This window comes from Variovorax sp. VaC1 (assembly GCF_043658315.1).
In the GTDB taxonomy this organism is placed as follows: Bacteria; Pseudomonadota; Gammaproteobacteria; order Burkholderiales; family Burkholderiaceae_C; genus Variovorax.
In genome coordinates this window covers 206,764-228,029 of sequence record NZ_JBIGLT010000003.1, presented here as the reverse complement: position 1 = coordinate 228,029, position 21,266 = coordinate 206,764, and the positions used below count along the sequence as shown (strand labels likewise).

Genomic DNA, 21,266 nt, shown 5'->3' with positions numbered 1-21,266 from the left:
CTTTCTCGCCATCGTGGTGCTTGTGTTTTCCATGGCTCTGCTGGCCGCCATGGGCGCCCTGTTCGGCGGAGCCGGTGGCGAGCGCCATCCCGAAGCGCTGCTGCACATGACGCAGGCCGATTGGCAGGTCGAAGATGCATCGGGCTTCAGCGCACCACCGCTCACGCAGGACAGCACGGCCCTGCCGGACACCTGGGCGCATGTGGAACTGCCGCTGGCGCTGCCCATCGCGCTGCTGCGCCAGGCCAAGGACGGCGCCTCCACCGGTGCCACCCGCGTCACGTGGATCAGGCTGTCCGCGCGCGACCTGCCGCCCACTTCGGGCCCCCTGGCGCTGTACGGCGTGCGGGTCAAGACGGACGGCACCATTGCGGTCTACGCCAACGGCCACCTCGTGCACCGCGCGCAGCAACAGGGCCCGCTGTGGAACAGCACCCGCACCCCGCTGTGGGTAATTCTGGAAAAGAACGCCGACGGCACGCCGCTGAAAGAAATCCTGCTTCGCCTGGAGCACACCCAGAGCGCGCAGGTGGCGCTGTCTTCCCTGTGGCTGGGCCCTCCCGAAGCGCTGCGAAGCAGCTACCGCCTGCGCGAATGGCTCCAGCAGGAGCTGCCCGCGATGCTCGGCGCGGCCTTCATGGCCGTGGGCGTGTTCGCGCTGTTCGTGTGGTTCAAGCGGCAGCATGAAATGGGCTACCTGCTGTTCTTCAACCTCGCCGCCACGTCCTTCCTGCGGGGCCTGCATTTCTACGTGGGCCTGCCGGTCGCCAACGACTGGTTTGCCTGGCTGACCGTCAACGCGCTGTTCTGGCTGGTGATGGTGGTCCACTTCTTCCTGCGCCAGTTGCATGGCCGGCCGCTCAAATGGCTGACCTATGGCGTGGTGGGCATCACGGCCACCATCGCGGTGCTGACGATGCCCAACCTCGCCGTCCTGCGGAACACGCCGCAGGTCACGCCGCTCATCTACTCCGTTGCCGCGCTGATGGGCGCCGCCGTTTGCCTGGTGGGCGGCATCAGCGCCTGGCGCCGTTCCAACGAAGGCCGGCTGGTCGCGGCCGGCATCGGCGTATGCACGCTGCTCGGCGTGACCGACTGGCTGCTGCAGAACAACTTCATCAGCCCCGAATCCTGGTACCTGGGCGCCTACACCAGCGCGGTGGCGTTCAGCGTGTTCGGTGCCCTGATGTACCGGCGCTATGTCGATGCCATCGCCGAGGTGGAAGACCTCAATGCCAGCCTGGCCGAGCGCCTGCAGAAGCGCGAAGCCGAACTCGAAGACAGCCACCGCCGACTGCGCGAGGTGGAACGCCGCCAGACCATCAGCGACGAACGCCAGCGCCTCATGCAGGACATGCACGACGGGCTCGGCTCGTCGCTGATCAGCGCCATCCGCTCGGTGGAAGGCGGCGGCATGAGCGACACCAAGGTCTCGCAGATTCTCAAGAGCTGCCTGGACGACCTGAAGCTCACGCTCGATTCGCTGGAGCCCGTCGAGGCCGACCTGCTGCTGCTGCTCGCCACCTTGCGCTACCGGCTGGAGCCACGGCTCGAAGGCACGGGCGTGTCGCTGCAATGGGAGGTGCAGGAGCTGCCCGACCTGCCGTGGCTCGACCCGTCCAGCGCGCTGCACATCCTGCGCATCGTGCAGGAGAGCATCGCCAACATCCTGCGCCACACGCGCGCCACCGAGATCCGCGTGGGCACCGCGCTGTCGGCATCGGGCGTGCAGGTGACCATCGAAGACAACGGCCAGGGTTTCGATGTCGACAAGGCGCTGGGCAATGCATCCGCCTCGGGCCGCGGCCTGCAGAACCAGTTGCGCCGGGCGCAGGCGATCAAGGGCACGGTGACATGGGAATCGCGAGCGACCGGAACGCGGTTCATGCTGTGGTTGCCGCTGGAGCGTGCGGGCAAGGTGGCGCCGGCCGTGCAGTCATCCATGCAGTCAGCCAACGCCGGCACGCGCGCAAGGGCTTAAGGCGCACTTAAGGGTCGGCCATCGACGATGCCCGACCCCATGGTCCTGAGCAACGCACACCTTTTCGAACTCTTCAACGCAGGCACGCAACCGGCGCCGCTGACGCTCGCGTTCGCGCGCTTCGTCGCGCAATGGCTGATCGTCGCCCTTCCGCTCGTCGGCGGCGTACTCTGGCTGCGCGGTGGCCAGCGCACCCGGCTCGACCTTCTGCATGTGGCGCTGTCCGTATTCATCGCACTCGGCCTCGCGCAGCTCGTGGGCCTGGCATGGCCCTCGCCACGGCCGTTCGCCTTGCACATGGGCCACCAGTACCTGGCGCATGTCGACGACCCGGGCCTGCCCAGCGATCACGTCACGCTGATATGGGCGGTCGCGCTGGCCACGCTGGTTTCCGCGCGCGGGTCGTGGCTGATGTTTCCGCTGCTCACCCTCGGCCTGCTGGTCGGCTGGTCCCGCGTCTACCTGGGGGTGCACTTTCCCTTCGACGTGGCCGCGGCGCTGCCGGTGGCGGCGCTCGGCGCGGCTGCCGCGTGGGGCCTGCGCGAGCGGCTCGGAAAGTGGATGGTGGCGCTGCTGAAGCGCTACGATGCCTGCGAGCGCGCCGCGCTCCGCTTCCTGCACCGCGACTGAAGGCTCCGTCCATCCATGCGTCTGCTGCTCGTCGAAGACGATCCCATGATCGGCAAGGCCGTTCGCCAGGGCCTGCTCAACGCGGGCTTTACCGTCGACTGGACGCACGACGGCCCGGCCGCCGAACTGGCCCTGCGCAACGGCGTGTACGACCTGGCCATCCTCGACCTGGGCCTGCCCACCAAGGACGGCATGGCGTTGCTCGATAGCATGCGGCGCGGCGGCAACCACCTGCCGGTGCTGATCGCGACAGCGCGCGATGCCGTCTCGGCCCGCATCGCCGGGCTCAATGCGGGCGCCGACGACTACCTCGTCAAGCCCTTCGACATGGACGAACTGGTGGCACGCGTGCACGCCCTGCTGCGACGGCATGCCGGCAGGGGCTCTTCGCTGCTGGCCGCGGGCGACCTGCTGCTCGACCCGCTGCGCAAGACCGTCACACAGGGCGGCCAGCCCGTGGCGCTGTCGGCACGCGAATTCGCCCTGCTCGAGACGCTGATGCAGCGGCCCGGCGTGGTGCTCTCGCGCGAGAAGCTGGAGGAATCGCTCTACGGCTGGGGCGAAGAGATCGGCAGCAATGCCGTCGAGGTGCACCTGCACTACCTGCGCAAGAAGCTCGGTGCCGCCGTCATCGTCAATGTTCGCGGCGTCGGCTACCGCGTCGCGGACTGATCTTGCGCTCGCTGCGACGCGGACTGCTGCAATGGACGCTCGGCGCCCTGGCGTTCGGCTCGATCGTGCTGGTGCTCGTGGCGTATGTCTTCGTGCTCGACGAAATGAACGAGGTGCTGGACGACAACCTGCGCGAAGTCGCCGCGGCGGTCGGGCGCTATCACGCCGAAGGGCAGTCTTTTCCGACGATTTCCCAGGCCACGCAGCCACGTGCGCGCGCACCCGATCAATCGGACCTGATCACGCGCGTATGGCGCCGCGACGGCCAACCCGTCACCGTGCCCGACAGTGCCTTCGCGTTCCCGTTTCCCACGGCCGCGGGCGCCCGCCGCACAACCCTCGACGGCGTGGAGTGGCGCACCTGCACCGTGATCGAAGGCGACTTCGTCGTGCTCGCCGCACAGCGCACCGCGGCCCGGCAGGAAATGGCGGTGGAGGCGGCCTCCAAGCTGCTGTTTCCCCTGCTCCTTCTGGCGCTGATGATCGCGGGCCTGCTGGTGCTGGCGCTGCGCCGTGGCCTCTCTCCCCTGCACGAGGCGACGACACAAATCGCGCAGCGCAATGCGCTCACGCTGGAGCCGATCGACGGTGCCGAGATGCCGCGCGAATTGCAGCCGCTGGTCGGCGCGTTCAACGGCCTGATGGACCGGCTGGCCGCTGCATTCGCGGTGCAGCAGCAGTTCGTTGCCGATGCGGCGCATGAACTGCGCTCGCCCGTGACCGCCTTGCGCCTGCAGATCGGTCTGCTGGAGCACACGCACGACGCACCCGCCCGCGTGGCGGCGTTCCAAGATGCGCGCGAAGGCATCGACCGGTTGCAGCGCATGGTCGAGCAACTGCTCGCGCTCTCGCGCGCCGAGCCCGGCTGCGACGACAACAGCCTGCAGCCGGTGGACCTCGATCAACTGGTTCGCGACACGGTGTCGGCGCACGCGGCCGCCGCTTCGCGCAGGCAGATCGACCTGGGCGCTGCCGCCGCGTCCAATGCCTCGGTGCTGGCAGACCCGCATGAACTGCAGGTGCTGCTGAACAACCTCGTGCGCAATGCGCTGCACTACTCGCCCGCCGGCAGCAAGGTCGATGTGGCCACGGCCCTCGTCGACGGCGCGCCCCTTCTGCGCGTGACCGACAACGGCCCCGGCATTCCGCAGGCGGAGCGCGCACGCGCGTTCGATCGCTTCTTTCGCGGTGAAGGCCCGCACGTGCGCGAAGGCGATCCGGCCGGCAGCGGCCTGGGGCTGGCCATCGTCAAGTCGATTGCCGAACGGCACGGCGCGACGGTGTCGTTGCATGAAGGCCCCGACCGGCGCGGGCTCGAAGTGCGTGTGCAATTTGCTGCGGCCGCGAGAGCATCGGGCCATTAAGTGTTCCTTAAGTCGCGGCATTCCACACTGGCCGCCACATGTTCTTGTTGCACTCATTCCAGCGCCGTGCGGCCGGCATCGCCCTTGCCGTCGTGATGGCGTTCTGTGCCTCTGCCGCGCAGGCGTCGGGGGCCGACGAGCTGAGCGGAAAACTCGTCCTGCTGCACGGCCTGCTCGACAGGTCGGTCTTCAAGCGTCCCTTGATACTGAACGCGAGCGATACCGCGAACGGACTCAAGGGCGACGTGTACGCCATCGTCGACCATCCGGTCTCGTCGATCAGCTCGGCCCTGAGCACGCCCGAGGCCTGGTGCCACGCCATGCTGCTGCACATCAACAACCGCGATTGCACCGTCTCGAAAGGCGCCACCGGCCCCGTGATCGCGCTGAGCGTGGTGCGCAGGTATGACAAGCCCGTCGACAGCGCCTTCCGCCTGGACTTCGACTTCCACACCATCGATGCGTCGCCGCAGCACCTGGAGGTGCGGCTCGGCGCACAGGCCGGCCCATTGGGCACCGGCAACTACCAGATCGCATTCGAGGCCGTGCCCGCCGACGCGGCGCACAGCTTTCTGCACTTCTCGTACGCGTACGACGAAAACTTCCTGACCCGCGCCGCCATGGAGGCCTACCTCGCCACCTTCGGCCGCTCGAAGGTCGGCTTCACCGAGGTCGGGCAGAAGGCGGAGGGGCAACCGGAGTACATCGGCGGAACCCACGGGCTGGTCGAGCGCAACGCCATGCGCTACTTTCTCGCGGTAGATGCCTACCTTGGCGGCAAGGACGCCCTGTCGCGAAGAAACGCGTGGTACACGGCCACCGAAAAGTACCCGAAGCAGCTGCACGAAATCGACCGGGGAACCTACCTCGCACTCAAGGCCGCCGATGAGCACCACTGAGCACGCGCACGCGCAGACCCACACCGGCGTGGGCAAGATCGCCGAAGTCACCTTCTGGTTCTGGGTCATCAAGATCGCGGCAACGACCCTCGGCGAAACCGGTGGCGACGCGGTCACGATGTCGATGAACCTCGGCTACCTCGCCGGCACCGCCATCTTTGCCACGCTGTTCCTGCTGGCAGTGGCGGCGCAGATCTCGGTGCGCAAGTTCCATCCCTTTCTTTTCTGGGCGGTCATCATCGCGACCACCACCGTGGGAACGACGCTGGCCGATCTGCTCGACCGCTCGCTGGGCATCGGCTACCTGGGAGGCTCGGCGATCCTGCTGGCCCTGCTGCTGGGCACGCTGGCCCTGTGGCACCGCACGATGGGATCGGTCTCGGTGTCGGACATCTCCTCGCGCAAGGCCGAGATCTTCTACTGGACGACGATCCTGTTTTCGCAAACCCTGGGCACCGCGCTCGGCGACTGGATGGCCGACAGCGCGGGCGGCCTGGGCCTGGGGTACGAAGGCGGCGCGCTCCTCTTTGCCGCGGGGCTCGCGCTGGTGGTGGCCGCGTACTGGTGGACGAAGGCCTCGCACACGGTGCTGTTCTGGCTCGCATTCATCCTCACGCGGCCGCTCGGTGCGACCGTGGGCGATCTGCTCGACAAGCCACTGAGCAGCGGCGGGCTGGCGTTGAGCCGCTACACGGCATCGGCCGCGCTGGGCGCGTTCATCCTCGGCTGCGTTCTGGTGATCCCGCAACGCGCCGAACGGCGCAACGGATCGCCGCCGCGTTGAGTACGCATCCGATGCGAGAGGTATGCGCCGACGCATCCTCGCACCGCCTGGTCATCCGCTGATTCGAGGAACCAACTGGCGCAGTTCTTCGACGTGGCGGATCAACGCCTTGTCTTCGAGCGCCGCATAACCGATCACCAATCCGGGCGGAAGCACGGCACGCTTGCAGAAGTCTGAAATGGCCTGAAAGCGCAGGCCGCGCGCCGATGCATTGCGCTGGAATGCAGCCAGATCGATTTCCGGCGGCAGCCACCACACGAAGTGGAAACCCGATTGCTCGCCGCTGACGTGCAGCCGCCCCGGGCCCAGTGCATCGCTCAAGGCCTGCAACACCATGTCCCGGCGCTGCGCATAGACCGGGCGCGAGCGGCGCACGTGCCGGGCAAACGCACCGCTCTCGAGAAAGTTCGCCAGCGCCAGTTGCTCGATCACGCCGGTGGACCGACCGGTGACGTGTCGCGCCTTGCGAAACTCGGGCACGAGTTTTTCGGGCAGCACGGCATAACCGATGCGCAGCGCGGCGAACATCGTCTTGTTGAAGCTGCCGCAATGAATGACGCGATCGGCCGCGTCCAGACTCTTCAGCGCGGGCAGCGGTGCGCTGTCGTAGCTGAACTCACTGTCGTAGTCGTCTTCGATCAGCCAGCAGTCGGCCTCCTCGGCCCACGAGAGCAACGCCAGCCGGCGCGAGACCGGCATCGTGATGCCCGTGGGCGCCTGGTGTGCCGGCGTGACGTGCGCGAGCCGCACGCCAGCGCGGCGGCGCGCATGTGCCACTGAAAAACCCTGCGCATCGATGGGCACATGAATGACCTCGCGTGCGTGCCGGCTGAATATCGGGGCCGCATGCAGATAGCCGGGGTCTTCCACCATGACCCGGTCTTCGGGCGAGAGCAGGAGCCGCGCGCACAGGTCCAGCCCCTGGCGGATGCCGGACAGCACGACGACCTGCTCCGCGTCGCAAGAGATGCCGCGCGCCACGCCCAGGTAGCGCGCGATCTGCACCCGCAGGGCATGGAGCCCGAGGGGTTCGCTGTCGCTCAGTTGCTCGGCCGTCACGCGGCGTGCGCCAACCTGCAGCTCCTTGCGCCAGCGGTCCAGCGGAAAGAGCGAGGGATCGGCCACCCGGGCCAGGAACGGCACGTCAGGCACGCTGGCGACGAGTTGCGCCACATCGACGCCGGAGATGCCGCGCCGCGGCGGCTTCGCCTGCGGCCGGGGTGAATCGCCTGCGCGCGCACCGGCATCGAAGAACTGGTCGGGCACCTTCGCCGCGACATGCGTGCCCGAACCCGCCGTGCTGACCAGATAGCCTTCGCTGCGCAGCTGGTCGTACGCCAGGTCGACGGTGGCACGCGACACCTGCCAGCGCTCGGCCAGGTGCCGGGTGGAAGGCAGCCGCGCGCCCTTTGCCAGCACGCCTTCGAGGATGCGGGCGCGGATCTGGCGGTAGATCCAGGCCTGCTTCAGCTCGCCGCCTTGAATCGGCTCTGCCGCGAGGTCGAGGCTCGACTGCGTTCGGCGCAATTGCGAGGCGCGAGAAAGTGGCCTGGTCATATTGCGTGATATGGCTCTATGGACAAGGCCGCATTCTAGGTAAGTTCGGTTTCTTGAAGCCCCTGGCTTCCAAGCTGCGGCCTCCGCCGTGGTTCAACGCAGAACTTTTCCCACGCATGACGAATTCACCTGTTCACTTCTGCACCGTCGCGCCGGACGGCCCGCGCTTTCCTCTGGGCAATGCGGGCAGCATTCTCGATTCGGCACTGGCCGAAGGGGTCGCCGTGCCCTTCTCGTGCAAGCGCGGCGAATGCGGCTCGTGCCGCGCGCAGGTGCTCGAAGGCAACTTCGAGCGGATCGCGCCGCCGTCCGAAGCCGCCTACCAGGTGGCGGACGGCGAACTGCTCATGTGCCAATGCCGCGCCACGACCGACCTGCGCCTGCACTATTCGCATTGGCGAACGCCGGCGCGCCCGGCCGCCCGCTACGCCGCGAAGATCGTCGCGCTCGATGCGGTGGCCCCCAAGCGCTAGCGACGCTGCAAGCCGTGATTGACGCGTTCCCGGAAGACGGAGAACAGAAGCGCCCAGAAACAAAAAAGCCCAGCAGCTCGAAAGCTACTGGGCCTGTTTGGCGGAACCGGAGGGATTCGAACCCTCGATGAGGCTCTACACCCCATACTCCCTTAGCAGGGGAGCACCTTCGGCCACTCGGTCACAGTTCCTGAAAGAAGCCGAGATTATGCCATCGTCAGACGCTCGGTTGGTCCAAATCGAAGGCTTTGTGCAGTGCGCGCACTGCCAATTCCATATATTTTTCGTCGATCACGACCGAAGTCTTGATTTCGCTGGTCGAGATCATCTGGATGTTGATGCCCTCTTCGCTCAGAACGCGGAACATCTTGCTCGCCACGCCGACGTGGCTGCGCATGCCGATACCGACGATGCTGACCTTGCAGATCTTGGTGTCGCCCACGACTTCGGTCGCGCCCAGCGAGGGCATGACCTTCGACTGCAGCAGGTCGATCGTCTTCGCATACTCGTTGCGGTGAACGGTGAAGCTGAAGTCGGTCTTGCCGTCCTTGCTGAGGTTCTGGATGATCACGTCGACTTCGATGTTGGCGTCTGCCACGGCACCGAGGATGTGATACGCGATGCCCGGCTTGTCGGGCACGCCGAGCACCGAGATCTTGGCTTCGTCGCGGTTGAATGCGATGCCGGATACGACGGCTTGTTCCATGTTTTCGTCTTCCTCGAAAGTGATCAGCGTGCCGGACTTGGCCTCTTCATTGATGTCGATGTCCCACGGCGTGAAGCTCGAAAGCACGCGCAGCGGCACCTTGTACTTGCCGGCGAATTCCACCGAGCGGATTTGCAGCACCTTGGAGCCCAGGCTCGCCATCTCGAGCATCTCTTCGAAGCTCACGGTTGTCAGGCGGCGCGCATCGGGCTCGACGCGCGGGTCGGTCGTGTAGACACCGTCGACGTCGGTATAGATCAGGCATTCATTCGCCTTCATGGCGGCGGCAATGGCCACGGCCGACGTGTCGCTGCCGCCACGGCCGAGCGTCGTGATGTTGCCGGCGTCGTCCACACCCTGGAAGCCGGTGATGACCACCACCTTGCCGGCATTCAGGTCGGCCATCACGCGGGCATCGTCGATGCTCTCGATGCGGGCCTTGGTGTACGAGTTGTCGGTGCGCACCGAAACCTGCCAGCCCGCGTAGCTCACGGACTCCACGCCTTCGGCCTGCAGCGCGATGGCCAGCAGCGCCGACGACGCCTGCTCGCCCGTCGCGGCCAGCATGTCGAGTTCGCGGCCGTGGGCCACGCCCGGTTTGCTCGGCGCCAGTTCCTTGGCCAGTCCGAGCAGGCGATTGGTTTCGCCGCTCATGGCACTCGGAACCACGATCATCTGGTGGCCGGCGCGTGCCCACTTGGCAACGCGCTTGGCGACATTCTTGATGCGCTCGGTCGAGCCCATCGACGTACCGCCGTATTTGTGAACGATCAATGCCATGGATGAAATCAGAGAAAGGAAAAGGGCCGCTTGAAGGGCGGCGCCCTGCAAGCTGTCAGAGCAAAGTCTTTGGCGAGGGCGGGGCATTGTACCAATGCAGGAAATCGCCCCTGCGCTCGGCAAAGCCCGCGCCCACCTTCAGGTGAATGCGGTGGCCGCGCGTGGTACAGGCGCGGACCTGGTCGAGCAGCTGGTCGAGCTGCGCCGCGCTCGGTGCGCAGCCGTGTGCCTGCATCAGCCAGTGGCGCAGCACATTGGCCTGACGGGCGCGCGACAGCGCCTGCAACGCCGCGATACGGGGCGGATCGCCAACCGTTTCCAGGTCTTGCGCCGCCAGTTCGCCGAGCAGTTGCTGCGCCTGGGCCGCGTGGCCGCTGCTGCGAGCGAAGGTGGCGCGAAACTGCGGAAAAACCTGTGCCAATGCAGGCAGCAACACGGCGCGAATCCGGTTCCGGGTATAGCGCGCGTCACCGTTGCTCGGGTCTTCGATCCAGGGCAGATCGCGCCCGGCCAGCCACGCGCGAATGTCTGCGGCAGGAACGGCAAGAAGCGGCCGGTGAATGTCGAGCCCATTGCGCCCTGCATGCGCCGGCATGGCGGCCAGGCCCGGAAGCCCGGCGCCGCGCGAAAGCGCCAGCAGCAGGGTCTCGACCTGGTCGTCGGCGTGATGCCCCAGCGCAATGGCGCTGACAGGCGCCCTGCCCGCGTCCATGCGCGCCATGTCCGCAAACGCCTCGTAGCGCGCCCGGCGGGCCGCGTCCTCCGGACTGTCGCCCGGTGCATGCCGCGCATCGACCCGGTGAACGACCAACGGTACGCCAAGCCCTTCGCACACGGCGCGGCAATGTCGCTCGAAATCATCGGCCGCGGCCTGCAGGCCGTGATGCACGTGAAAGGCAATCACCTGCCCCGGCCAGCGCGATGCGCATGCGGCCAGCAAGGCGGTGGAATCCGCGCCGCCACTGAAGCCCACCGCCAGCGGCAGTTGCGCCGGCTCGAACGCGGCGATGGCGCGTTCGAAGGCTTCGCTCATGGCTTGCTTATCTGCCGGTGTCGGCCTTGGTGTCGTTGAACCGGCCGTAGCTTTGCAGGCGCTCGTAGCGGCGCTCCAGCAGTTCCTTCGGCTTCAGGTCGCTGACCTGGCGGAACGCATCGTTGAGCGCGCGCTTGAGAAAAGCCGCCATCTGGCGATGGTCGCGATGTGCGCCACCCACGGGCTCGTTCACGATCTTGTCGACCAGGCCCAACGCCTTGAGGCGGTGCGCGGTGATGCCGAGCGCATCCGCGGCCTCTTGTGCCTTGTCGCTGGTCTTCCAGAGAATCGAGGCGCAACCTTCGGGGCTGATGACCGAATAGATCGAGTACTGCAGCATCACCAACTGGTCGCCCACCGAAATGGCCAGCGCGCCACCCGAGCCACCTTCACCGATGATGGTGACGATGATCGGCACTTCGAGCTGCGCCATCTCGAAGATGTTGCGGCCGATGGCTTCGGACTGCCCACGCTCTTCCGCATCGATGCCCGGGTAGGCACCCGGCGTATCGACGAAGGTGAACACCGGCAGCTTGAACTTCTCGGCGGTCTTCATGAGCCGCAAGGCCTTGCGGTAGCCCTCGGGCTTGCTCATGCCGAAGTTGCGCGCGGTGCGCTCCTTCGTGTCGCGGCCCTTCTGGTGGCCAAGCACCATGCAGGGCACGCCATTGAAACGCGCAAGACCACCCACGATCGACAGGTCGTCGGCAAAGTGCCGGTCGCCGTGCAGTTCGACGAAATCGGTGAAGATTTCGTTGACGTAGTCGAGCGTGTAGGGGCGCTCCGGATGCCGGGCGATCTTGGTGATCTGCCAGGGGGTCAGGTCGCTGTAGATGTCCTTGGTGAGCTGCTGGCTTTTCTTGCCGAGCTGATCGATTTCTTCCGAGATGTCGACCGCGGATTCGGTCTGTACATAGCGCAGTTCTTCGATTTTTGTTTCGAGTTCAGCAATGGGCTGCTCGAAGTCGAGGAAGGTTCGTTTTGCCAACGTCTTCTCCTGTTGTTCAGTACGCGACCGGTACGGGGTCGAGAGACCGCCAAATATACCAAGTCGCCACGCTGCAATAAGGCGCCCAGGCCACGGCGACGTCGCGGGCATCGCTCCGGCTCACCGGGTCGCCCGAAAAGTAATTCACGCTGATGCCGTTGAGCAGGCCCAGGTCGTCGACCGGGAGCACGTTCGGGCGCATCAGGTGGAAGATGAGAAACATCTCGGCCGTCCAGCGGCCGATGCCACGGATGGCGACGAGCTCATCGATGATGAGCTCGTCGGCCATGTCTTTCCACGCATCGACGTGCACCATGCCCGAATCGAAATGCAGGGCGAGGTCGACGAGGTATTCGATCTTGCGCGCCGAGAGCCCTGCCCCGCGCATGTCGTCGACCTTGAGCTTGAGCACGTTGGCCGGCGTGAGCTTGCGCGGCAGTGCAGCAAATTTGTCCCAGACCGACTGGGCGGCCTTCACCGAAATCTGCTGGCCGACCACGCTGCGCGCCAGCGTCGTGAAGGCGTCACCGCGCGACTCGAGGCAGGCGTCGCCGAACTTCGGAATCAACCGCTTCATCACGCGGTCTTTCTTGGCGAGGTGCTTGCATGCATCTTCCCAATAGTCCGGCGTGAAGATCTGAACGCTGGTCTTTCGGGTGGCGGGCATGGGGTTCGTGGTTCCGTTCACTGCGCAGCCGCCCAGGTCGTGCCCGTGGGGGAATCCTTGAGCACGATGCCTTGCTCGAGCAGTGCCTTGCGGATGCGATCGGCCTCGGCGAAATTCTTGGCGGCCTTGGCGGCAGCGCGCGCGTCGATCTGCGCCTGGATGGTGGCTTCGTCGAGCGTGGTGCCGGCGCGCAGAAAACGCTTCGGATCGTCCTGCAGAATCTGCACGCACGCGCCCAGTGCCTTCAGCAAGCCCGCCTGCGTGGCCGATTGCGTGCGGTTGACCTCGCCCGCCAGATCGAACAGCACCGCCACGGCTTCGGGCGTTGCGAAGTCTTCGTCCATCGCGGCCTTGAAGCGCGCGGCATACGGGTCGGCCCAGTCGATCGTCACGTCGGCCGGCGCCACGAGGTCGAGCGCCGTGTAGAGCCGCTTGAGCGATGCGCGCGCATCGTCGAGATGCACGTCGCTGTAGTTGAGCGGGCGGCGGTAGTGCGCACGCAGCACGAAGAAACGGATCGTCTCGGCGTCGTACTTCTTGAGCACATCGCGGATCAGGAAGAAGTTGCCCAGGCTCTTGGACATCTTCTCGTTGTCGGTCACGATGAAGCCGTTGTGCATCCAGTAGTTGGCCAGCGGCTTGCCTGTCGCGCCTTCGCTTTGCGCGATCTCGTTCTCGTGATGCGGGAACTGCAGGTCTTCGCCACCGCCGTGGATGTCGAGCGTTTCGCCGAGCAGCTCGCAGGCCATGGCCGAGCACTCGATGTGCCAGCCGGGACGTCCGGCACCAAACTCGCTGGCCCACTTCACTTCATCGGGCTCGCTGGCCTTGGCGCTCTTCCAGAGCACCGGGTCGAGCGGATCGTCCTTGCCATCGAGCACGGCCACGCGCTCACCGGCGTGCAGCTCGTCGATCGACTTGCCGCTGAGCTTGCCGTAGCCCGGAAACTTGCGCACCGCGTAGTTCACGTCGCCGTTGTCGGAGCGGTAGGCCAGGCCCTTCTTCTCGAGCGTGCCGATCATCGACAGCATCTGCGGGATGTAGTCGGTGGCGCGCGGCTCGTGCGTGGGGCGCTCGATGCCGAGTGCATCGGCGTCTTCGTGCAGCGCATCGATCATGCGATCGGTCAGCGCGCGGATGGTCTCGCCGTTTTCCACGGCGCGACGGATGATCTTGTCGTCGATGTCGGTGATGTTGCGCACATAGGTCACATCGAAGCCGCTCACCTTGAGCCAGCGCTGCACCACGTCGAAAGCGATCATCGAGCGCGCGTGGCCGAGATGGCAGTAGTCGTAGACCGTCATGCCGCAAACGTACATGTGCACCTGGCCAGGGTGCAATGGGGAGAATTCCTCCAATTCACGCGACAGCGTGTTGTAGATGCGCAGACTCATTAGATTCGGAAAACGTCGCTTCGCGCACGTGCGGCACGGGCGAACAACGGTGTTTTTCAGGGGTGACGGGGGCAGTGGTCGCGAGGGGTTCGACATGGCCCCTCGGCTACAATCGACCTAGTATAAACGGCACGTGCCAAGTATTTCCCGGGTGTTTCTCAGGCCCGGATTTCCCCACTCCTGCAGAGGCTTCATGAAGCACGCCGCGTTCTCCAGACTCTCCATTGCCTTCGCACTGCTGTTCAGCCTCTGGGGCTCGGCAGCACATGCCAACGAGTACGACGATGTGAATCTTCTGCTGCGCCAGGGCAAGCCCAACGAGGCGCTCGCCAAGGCCGACACCTACATCGCCGGCAAGCCCCGCGATCCGCAGATGCGCTTCCTGCGCGGCGTGATCCTCACCGAGCAGAACAAGCAGGCCGAGGCCATCACCGCGTTCACGCAGCTCACGCAAGACTTCCCCGAACTGCCCGAGCCCTACAACAACCTGGCCGCGCTGTACGCATCGCAAAGCAAGTTCGACCAGGCCCGCAACGCGCTCGAAACGGCTTTGCGGCTCAACCCCAACTACGCGACGGCGCACGAGAACCTCGGCGACGTCTACGCCCGTCTTGCGGCGCAAGAGTACGTGCGCGCGCAGCAGTTCGCGAGCACCAATTCGAGCGTCGCGCCCAAGCTGGCACTGATCCGCCAGATCTTCACGCCGAAGGCCGAAGCCGATGCAGCGGCACTGCCGACAGCGCCGCTGGTCATCCGCAAGCCGGTCGGCAAAACCAGCAAGTAAGTAACCGTCGCCTTCTACATCGGCGCCGGCACAACGGCGCCCGTTGCGCAGGCCATGCCCTCCCTCATCCGTACCCGGAGCATCACTTGACGATCCATGCCTTCACCCAGTTCAGCCGCCGCAGCGCGCTCGTGCTTGCCGCCGCACTGACCTTTGCCGCCACGGGCTACGCGCAAGCGGCCTCCCCGCGCGTCAAGCTCGCGACGTCGGCTGGCGACATCGTGGTCGAGCTCGACGCCGCCAAGGCGCCCAAGTCGGTCGAAAACTTCCTGCAGTACGTCAAGGACAAGCACTACGACGGCACGGTGTTCCACCGCGTGATCGACGGCTTCATGATCCAGGGCGGCGGCTTCACGGCCGACATGCAGCAAAAGCCCACGCGCGCGCCCATCCCGCTCGAAGCGAGCAACGGCCTGAAGAACGACAAGTACACGATCGCCATGGCCCGCACCGGCAACCCCGACTCGGCCACCTCGCAGTTCTTCATCAACGTGAAGAACAACGACTCGCTGAACGCGCCCAGCCCCGACGGCTATGGCTACACCGTGTTCGGCAAGGTCGTCGCCGGCACCGACGTGGTCGACAAGATCCGCACCGTGCAGACCGGCAACAAGGCCGGCATGCAGAACGTGCCCGTCGAACCCGTCACCATCAAGTCCGCCACGCTGCTGGCGAAGTAATCCGTTTTCCGAAGAAGGAGTCCCCTCATGAGCAACCCCCAAGTCGAACTGCACATCAAGAACTACGGCGTGATCACGCTCGAACTCGACGCCGAGAAGGCGCCGAAGTCGGCCGAGAACTTCGTCTCGTACGTCAAGCAGGGCCACTACGACAACACGGTGTTCCACCGCGTGATCCCCGGCTTCATGGTGCAAGGCGGCGGCTTCGAGCCCGGCATGAAGCAAAAGCCCACCGGCGCCGAGATCCAGAACGAAGCCAACAACGGCCTGAAGAACGACAACTACACCGTCGCCATGGCCCGCACCAGCGCGCCCCACTCGGCCACCGCGCAGTTCTTCATCAACGTGTCGGACAACGGCTTCCTGAACCACACCGCGCCTTCGGCCCAGGGCTGGGGCTACGCCGTGTTCGGCAAGGTGATCAACGGTACCGACGTGGTCGACAAGATCAAGGCCGTGAAGACGGGCCGCAAGGGCTTCCACGACGACGTGCCGCTCGAAGACGTGGTGATCGAAAAGGCTGTCGTCATCGCTGAATGACGAACAGGCGCGACGCGGCATGACCACTGTGGCGAACCCGGCTTTTACCGAGCTGGTGGCGCCGCCCGCGTGGCGTACCGTCGACCTGATCTCCGACCTGCACCTGCAGGCCGGCGAGCCCGCCACCTTCGAGGCCTGGCAGGGCTATCTGCAGACCACGCCGGCCGATGCGCTGATCATCCTCGGCGATTTGTTCGAGGTCTGGGTGGGCGACGATGCCGCCGTCCAGCCCGGCTTCGAGGCCCGCTGTGCCGAACTGCTGCACCGCACGGCGCAGCGGTTGCCGGTGTTCTTCATGCATGGCAACCGCGACTTTCTCGTCGGCGCCGCCCTCGCGGCGCAGTGCGGCTTCACGCTGCTCGACGACCCCATGGTCCTGGTGCTGCACGGCCAGCGCTGGCTGCTGAGCCACGGCGACATCCTCTGCCTCGAAGACACCGAGTACCTCAAGTTCCGCGCGCTGGTTCGCACGCCTGAATGGCAGGCCGCGTTCCTTGCCCGGCCGCTGGAAGAGCGCCGCGCGCTCGCACGCTCGATGCGCGTGCAAAGCGAAGACCGCAAGCGCGATCCCTCCATGGTCTGGGCCGATGTCGACACGGACGCCGCACGCCAGTGGCTGCAGCAGGCAGGCGCCCACGCGATGGTGCACGGCCACACGCACCGCCCCGCCGATCACGACCTCGGAGGCGGCCTGCGCCGCATCGTGCTGAGCGACTGGGACGCGGCCGCGCATCCGCCGCGCGCGCAGTTGCTTTGCCTGTCCACTGCCGGCGCGCAACGCGTCGACCTGCGCTAGCAGCGCCGCGCCGCCGATGTTCAAGTGGCTGCGCCGGCTGCGCGCCCTGCCCCCGATTCCCGAAGCCGCCTGGCAGTCCGCGCTCAAGCGCTACGCCTTCCTGGACGACCGCCCGCTTGCCGAACAGCAGCGGCTGCGGCAGCTGTGCGCCGAGTTCCTGCGCGACAAGGAATTCCACGGCGCCAAGGGCTTCACCATCACCAACGAAGTCGCACTGGCCATCGCGGCCCAGGCCGTGCTGCCCGTGCTGCACCTCAAGGGCGGCTTGAACTGGTACGACGATTTCGTCGGCATCGTCGTGCACCGCTCCGAGGTCGTCGCCAGGCGCAAGATCGTCGACGAAGCCCAGGTGGTGCACGAGTACAACGAAGTCGTGGCCGGCGAAGCGATGGACCGCGGCCCCGTGATGCTGAGCTGGGACGACGTGCTCGCGAGCAGCGTCACCAGCGAGCGCGGCTACAACGTCGTCATCCACGAGTTCGCTCACAAGATCGACATGCGCAGCGGCGACGCCAATGGCTGCCCGCCCTTGCCACCCGGCTTTGCCGGCCGTCGCAACGCGCGCGAAGCCCGTGCTGCATGGCTGGCCGTGCTGAAACCCGCCTACGAGGACTTTCGCGAAAAGACCATCCTGGCCGACCGGTTCGGCGCCGAGCCGCCCTGGCTCGACGCCTATGGCGCGACGTCGCTCAGTGAGTTCTTCGCGGTGGCCTGCGAGGCCTACTTCGTGAACCGCGCGAATTTCGGCCGCGACTTCCCCGAAGTGCTCGCGCTTTTCGATGAATTCTTTCTGCCTAAAAGGCCATGAACCCGCGCCCTTGCTAGACATAGCGCTACGCAATCGATAGCAATCCAACCCTTACCATTGACGGGTTATCAACTCGCCAAAAAAGGTAAACAACATGAGGGATTGGTTCTATCAACTGACGGGCAAAGCCTGGATTGCACTGCTGTTCGGCATCGGCATCCTCGGCTGGGCCGCGTACGCGCAATTCAAGGCCGGCGCCGACACGCACGGCACGGCCGTGGAAGACCTGGTTGCCAAGAGCGGCACGATCGTCAGCGGCAGCGAAATCACCGAGACCACCAAGCGCCGCCGCGGCGGCAGCACGACGCGCCACTACTTCGTGCTCGACGCCAAGCTGGCCGATGGCAGCACCGAAAAATGGCGCGTGGACTACGCGGTCGGCCGCAAGAAGCTCGAACCCCTGATCGACGAGGCCGTCGACGTGCGCGTCGATCCTTCGGACAACAACCTTGTGTACGAGGTCAAGCTCAAGGGCCAGCCGGTGCTCGCGCTGGCCGAGGTGCAAAAGATCATGGAAATCAAGGACAAGGCGGCCGCGTCGAGCGCAACGGACAAGGGCACGCTGATCGTCGGTGCGATTGCGCTGCTGCTGGGCATCGGCGGGCTGTTCGTCCGGCGGAAGATCGCCAGCGGGTACGCGGCAGAGCAAGCTGCCGCGGTCCAGACGCCGGTGATCGGCGAGAAGGTCTGACGCGGCCCGGAAGCCTGCGTATTCCCCAAAGAAAAGGCGCCCCGCGGGGCGCCTTTTTCGTGGTTGCCGGCTGGCCCTGCCCTTACTTGCGCAGCAGTGCCTTCAGCGCGTTCTGCAAACGACGCGCGCTGGCCGCGTCATGCGCCGCAGCCAGCACCTTGCCGGCGTCCTGGCCCCAGGTCTGCGCCGGTGCCGGATCGCCGCGCTTCGTCAGCAGCTTGAGCTGCAGCGCGCGGCGCGCATCGAGTTGCTCTGCGGGCGTCGGCACTTCAGCAGCCATTTCGAGACGCAGCAGTGCTTCGGCGGCGTCACCAGCGGCGGCCGTTGGCGCTGAGCCCAGCGCCTGCGACCAGCCTGTACGCACCGCGGGGGTGACCGCGCGGCCGAGTTCCTGAACGCTTGGCAGGCGGGCGGCATCGCGTTGCTCCCAGGCGCCGAGCACCTGGGTCAGCGCCTCGCCATGGGCCTGGGCCGCGAGCTTGCGCAGCGCCATGTCCGCGCGCTCGAGCGCCTCGCGCTGGGCGCGGAAGGCGGCATCGCCGAGACGGGGACCACGGTCTTCGAAGCGCGGCGGACGGTCGCCGAAACGACCACCGGGGCCGCCTGGGGCACCGCGGTCGCCGCGCGCGTCGGAGCGCGGTGCGCCACGGTCGCCACCCGGACGACCCGGGCCGCCCGCACCGGGCCGGCCGCCATCGCGGCGATCGCCGAAACGGCCACCGGCGCCACGGGCGACAGGTGCCGCCTCGTTCTTCTTGCTGCTCGGGCGGTCGTCGCCACGCATGGCCACGACAGGCTTGGGAGCCGGCTTGGGCGCAGCGGCGGGCGCCGGGCTTTCGGCTGCAGCGGCTTCACCGGCCTCGTGTGCCTGGCTGTCCGAGCGGGCCGATGCATCGGCGCCATCGGCAGGTGCCACCAGGTCGGCCGACGCTGCGGATGCGGCATCGGCGTGCGTACCGGGCGAAGCCTGTGCGTCGCTCGGGCTCGGCGCCTGCCCGGCGCTTTCGCCGAATTCAGCAGCGGCCTGACCCGGTGCAACCACCTCGGTCGCGCCCACGGACGGACCGTCGCTCGCCTGCTCGGCCTTGGGTGCTGGCGGCGGTACTTCGCCACGCAGCGCGCCTTCGAGGCGGGCGATGGCGGCACGAATCTTCTGCACGTCGCCGCCGGCATTGGCAGCGTCCAGCGCCTTGGAAGCTTCGAGCACGTGGCGGTCGTGCTCGCTCATCGCAGACGATGCCTTTTCGCGCTCGGCGGTCTTGCGGTTGAAGGCTTCGTCGATGGGCGCGCGGAAGGCGTCCCACATCTTCTGTTCATGGCGGCGGTCGAGCGGCACACCTTGCGCCTCGGCCTGCCAGCGCTGCTGCAGCGCCTTGACGGCGTCGATGCGCAACACGGGCTGGGCACCCAGCTCGACAGCCTCGGCGATCATGGCCTGGCGGCGTTCGACGCTGGCCTTTTGCGCGGTCTCGAAGGGTGCGCGGGCGGCGCCGAAAGCTTCGTTCCACAGCGGTTGCAGTTCGGCAAACACCTTCTCGCCCACATGGCCGGCATCGCGCCAGCGGTCGGCGAACTGGTGCAGCGCGCGGTTGTGCGCCTTCAGGTCGGCGGCGTCGGCATGCGCGGCAGCCCAGGCCTTGACTTCTTCGATCAGTGCGACGCGATGCGCACGGTGCTCGGCGGCATCTGCGCGCACCTTTTCGAGCCAGGCCTCGACGACCTTGTGGGCCTCGTTGCAGGCTTCGTCGAAACGCTTCCAGAGCGCGTGGTTCGGCACGCCGCCCTGGTCGGCCTGCTTCCACTGGTCGCGCAGCGCGCGCAGGGTTTCCTGCATCTTGCGGCCACCGAGGGCCTGGCCTTCGGGACGCTTGAGCAGGCCTTCGGCCTTGGCGACGAGGTCTTCGCGCACCTTGTCGGCGCTCCAGCGTTGCCAGCCTTCAAGTTCGCCGGCGGCGACCAGCGCAGCATGCACGCGGGCTTCGAGCGGGGCCTCGACCAGCTTGCCGTGCTCCTTGAGCACAGCGCGCAACGTGGCGGCCGCACCGGCGCTGGCCTTGCCGTGGCCTTCGGCGGTTTCCTGTTCAAGCTTGGCGAGCGCGGCCTGCACGGCGTCTTGCGCGGCGGCGCGCACGGCCGGATCGACCTTGGGCGCAGCGGGCCGCGCGGGTGCGGCGGCCTTGGGCACCACGACTTCGCCGCGCGCGGCGCGCAGCTCATCGGCCCACACGGGCACGGGCGGCAGCGGAGCCGCAGCGTCGGCGGCAGCGGCAATCGCCAGGGCCAGCGCGCCGTGGAAAGCGTCGGACACCACCAGCAGTTGCGACTTCGACGATTCGAGCTGCGGCGCGAACTTGGCGTCCAGGCTGCTCCAGTTGACGTCGGAGGTGATCTCGGTTGCCTGTTGCTGCCAATGAGTGACGTCGGCGCGCAGCGATTCTTCAGCCGCCTGGGCGTCTTGCCAGCCCTTGGTGGAAAGCACTTCGAAACGCTGTGCCAACAGCACGGCGGCTTCGCGGTGTACCTGGGCGCGATGCTGCAGGTCTTCGATGCCCTTGACGCGTTCGGCCAGCTTGAGCTTCAGCCCGGCCAGCGGCTCGCGCGACAGCGGTGCGCCCGCCTTGGCGGCGTCGCGCTGCCAGGCCAGGGCATCGGCGATGTTGAGCTTGGACTGGCCCAGCAGTGCCTCGGCCTTCTGCGCCCATTCGGCGGCGATGGCCTCCTGGCCCTTGGCGCGCTTGAGCTCATCGAGTTTCTCGCGCAGCAGGCGCGCGGCGCCCTTGTCGCGACCGCTCAGCTCCTTGAAGACTTCCTGCATCTGCTCGGGCGCGGGGTTGCCCGCGAGCCAGTCGCGGATGCGCGCGGCGCGCTCGCCGGAGGTTGGCGCGGTGAAGGCGCCGCCGGTGAGCGTGTCGAGGGCCTGAAGGTCGTGTGGCTTGGAAGAAGTAGAGGTCACTGCGCGAAATCGTTGTCTTAGTAGAGAAAGCGAAGGCGCCGGCAAAGGCCGGCGCACATCGACATTTTCACCCACTTGCGGTTGGC

At 66.6% G+C, this 21,266-nt stretch carries 20 protein-coding genes and 1 tRNA gene; 13 read left to right on the top strand and 8 right to left on the bottom strand.

Going from position 1 to position 21,266, the window contains the following annotated elements:
- Nucleotides 1–31 precede the first annotated feature (31 nt).
- The 6 genes from ACGLHS_RS13195 to ACGLHS_RS13170 are packed head-to-tail and all read left to right on the top strand — an operon-like array spanning nucleotide 32 to nucleotide 6,330.
- On the top strand, nucleotides 32–1,981 hold the full coding sequence (locus tag ACGLHS_RS13195; protein ID WP_394481438.1) for a sensor histidine kinase: 1,950 nt from the start codon (nucleotides 32–34) through the stop codon (nucleotides 1,979–1,981).
- Nucleotides 1,982–2,020: 39 nt separating this feature from the next.
- Nucleotides 2,021–2,611: an undecaprenyl-diphosphatase gene (locus ACGLHS_RS13190; RefSeq protein ID WP_394480264.1), complete on the top strand. Its 591-nt coding sequence runs from the start codon at nucleotides 2,021–2,023 to the stop codon at nucleotides 2,609–2,611.
- Nucleotides 2,612–2,626: 15 nt separating this feature from the next.
- A complete protein-coding gene (locus ACGLHS_RS13185) occupies nucleotides 2,627–3,283 on the top strand; it encodes a response regulator (protein ID WP_394480262.1) in 657 nt (218 codons plus the stop codon).
- Nucleotides 3,284–3,285: 2 nt separating this feature from the next.
- Complete coding sequence (locus ACGLHS_RS13180; RefSeq protein ID WP_394480260.1) at nucleotides 3,286–4,647, top strand: sensor histidine kinase; 1,362 nt, start codon at nucleotides 3,286–3,288, stop codon at nucleotides 4,645–4,647.
- 38 nt (nucleotides 4,648–4,685) lie between these two features.
- Complete coding sequence (locus ACGLHS_RS13175; protein WP_394480257.1) at nucleotides 4,686–5,546, top strand: hypothetical protein; 861 nt, start codon at nucleotides 4,686–4,688, stop codon at nucleotides 5,544–5,546.
- The gene (locus ACGLHS_RS13170; RefSeq protein WP_394480255.1) at nucleotides 5,533–6,330 is read left to right on the top strand and encodes a hypothetical protein; all 798 of its coding nucleotides are present in this window, start codon (nucleotides 5,533–5,535) and stop codon (nucleotides 6,328–6,330) included. The genes ACGLHS_RS13175 and ACGLHS_RS13170 overlap by 14 nt, the downstream gene beginning before the upstream one ends.
- Nucleotides 6,331–6,381: 51 nt before the next feature.
- On the opposite strand, the gene ACGLHS_RS13165 is transcribed toward ACGLHS_RS13170, so the two are convergent.
- Nucleotides 6,382–7,887, bottom strand: coding sequence for a PLP-dependent aminotransferase family protein (locus ACGLHS_RS13165; protein ID WP_394480253.1), 1,506 nt, complete (start codon nucleotides 7,885–7,887; stop codon nucleotides 6,382–6,384).
- Nucleotides 7,888–8,003: 116 nt separating this feature from the next.
- On the opposite strand from ACGLHS_RS13165, the gene ACGLHS_RS13160 reads away from it, so the two are divergent.
- Nucleotides 8,004–8,360 carry a 2Fe-2S iron-sulfur cluster-binding protein gene (locus ACGLHS_RS13160; RefSeq protein WP_394480251.1) on the top strand — a complete coding sequence of 119 codons (357 nt, stop codon included), beginning with the start codon at nucleotides 8,004–8,006 and terminating at the stop codon, nucleotides 8,358–8,360.
- Between the two features lie 98 nt (nucleotides 8,361–8,458).
- On the opposite strand, the gene ACGLHS_RS13155 is transcribed toward ACGLHS_RS13160, so the two are convergent.
- The 6 genes from ACGLHS_RS13155 to cysS all read right to left on the bottom strand — a co-directional run bounded on the left by ACGLHS_RS13155 (nucleotide 8,459) and on the right by cysS (nucleotide 13,928).
- A tRNA-Ser gene (locus tag ACGLHS_RS13155) sits at nucleotides 8,459–8,551 on the bottom strand.
- A 26-nt stretch (nucleotides 8,552–8,577) separates the two neighbouring features.
- Nucleotides 8,578–9,846: an aspartate kinase gene (locus tag ACGLHS_RS13150; RefSeq protein ID WP_093246976.1), complete on the bottom strand. Its 1,269-nt coding sequence runs from the start codon at nucleotides 9,844–9,846 to the stop codon at nucleotides 8,578–8,580.
- Between the two features lie 55 nt (nucleotides 9,847–9,901).
- The gene (tilS, locus tag ACGLHS_RS13145) at nucleotides 9,902–10,879 is read right to left on the bottom strand and encodes a tRNA lysidine(34) synthetase TilS (RefSeq protein WP_394480248.1); all 978 of its coding nucleotides are present in this window, start codon (nucleotides 10,877–10,879) and stop codon (nucleotides 9,902–9,904) included.
- Nucleotides 10,880–10,886: 7 nt separating this feature from the next.
- Nucleotides 10,887–11,867, bottom strand: a complete 981-nt coding sequence (locus ACGLHS_RS13140; RefSeq protein WP_093246974.1) for an acetyl-CoA carboxylase carboxyltransferase subunit alpha — start codon at nucleotides 11,865–11,867, stop codon at nucleotides 10,887–10,889.
- A 16-nt stretch (nucleotides 11,868–11,883) separates the two neighbouring features.
- Nucleotides 11,884–12,534 (bottom strand): DNA-3-methyladenine glycosylase, encoded by a 651-nt coding sequence (locus ACGLHS_RS13135; protein ID WP_093246973.1) that lies wholly within the window; start codon nucleotides 12,532–12,534, stop codon nucleotides 11,884–11,886.
- A gap of 17 nt (nucleotides 12,535–12,551) precedes the next feature.
- Nucleotides 12,552–13,928, bottom strand: coding sequence for a cysteine--tRNA ligase (gene cysS, locus ACGLHS_RS13130; RefSeq protein WP_394480245.1), 1,377 nt, complete (start codon nucleotides 13,926–13,928; stop codon nucleotides 12,552–12,554).
- A gap of 193 nt (nucleotides 13,929–14,121) precedes the next feature.
- Between cysS and ACGLHS_RS13125 the strand changes: the two genes are divergently transcribed.
- The 6 genes from ACGLHS_RS13125 (at nucleotide 14,122) to ACGLHS_RS13100 (ending at nucleotide 18,227) form a co-directional block, all read left to right on the top strand.
- Nucleotides 14,122–14,712 carry a tetratricopeptide repeat protein gene (locus ACGLHS_RS13125; protein ID WP_394480243.1) on the top strand — a complete coding sequence of 197 codons (591 nt, stop codon included), beginning with the start codon at nucleotides 14,122–14,124 and terminating at the stop codon, nucleotides 14,710–14,712.
- A gap of 86 nt (nucleotides 14,713–14,798) precedes the next feature.
- A complete protein-coding gene (locus ACGLHS_RS13120; protein ID WP_176801271.1) occupies nucleotides 14,799–15,392 on the top strand; it encodes a peptidylprolyl isomerase in 594 nt (197 codons plus the stop codon).
- A gap of 27 nt (nucleotides 15,393–15,419) precedes the next feature.
- Nucleotides 15,420–15,932 carry a peptidylprolyl isomerase gene (locus ACGLHS_RS13115; RefSeq protein ID WP_394480240.1) on the top strand — a complete coding sequence of 171 codons (513 nt, stop codon included), beginning with the start codon at nucleotides 15,420–15,422 and terminating at the stop codon, nucleotides 15,930–15,932.
- Between the two features lie 19 nt (nucleotides 15,933–15,951).
- The gene (locus ACGLHS_RS13110) at nucleotides 15,952–16,728 is read left to right on the top strand and encodes a UDP-2,3-diacylglucosamine diphosphatase (protein WP_394480238.1); all 777 of its coding nucleotides are present in this window, start codon (nucleotides 15,952–15,954) and stop codon (nucleotides 16,726–16,728) included.
- Between the two features lie 16 nt (nucleotides 16,729–16,744).
- Entirely contained in the window at nucleotides 16,745–17,536 is a 792-nt protein-coding gene (locus ACGLHS_RS13105; protein WP_394480236.1) for a zinc-dependent peptidase, read from the top strand.
- Between the two features lie 94 nt (nucleotides 17,537–17,630).
- Complete coding sequence (locus ACGLHS_RS13100) at nucleotides 17,631–18,227, top strand: hypothetical protein (RefSeq protein WP_394480234.1); 597 nt, start codon at nucleotides 17,631–17,633, stop codon at nucleotides 18,225–18,227.
- Nucleotides 18,228–18,309: 82 nt separating this feature from the next.
- On the opposite strand, the gene ACGLHS_RS13095 is transcribed toward ACGLHS_RS13100, so the two are convergent.
- On the bottom strand, nucleotides 18,310–21,180 hold the full coding sequence (locus ACGLHS_RS13095; RefSeq protein WP_394480232.1) for a DUF349 domain-containing protein: 2,871 nt from the start codon (nucleotides 21,178–21,180) through the stop codon (nucleotides 18,310–18,312).
- Between the last annotated feature and the right edge of the window lie 86 nt (nucleotides 21,181–21,266).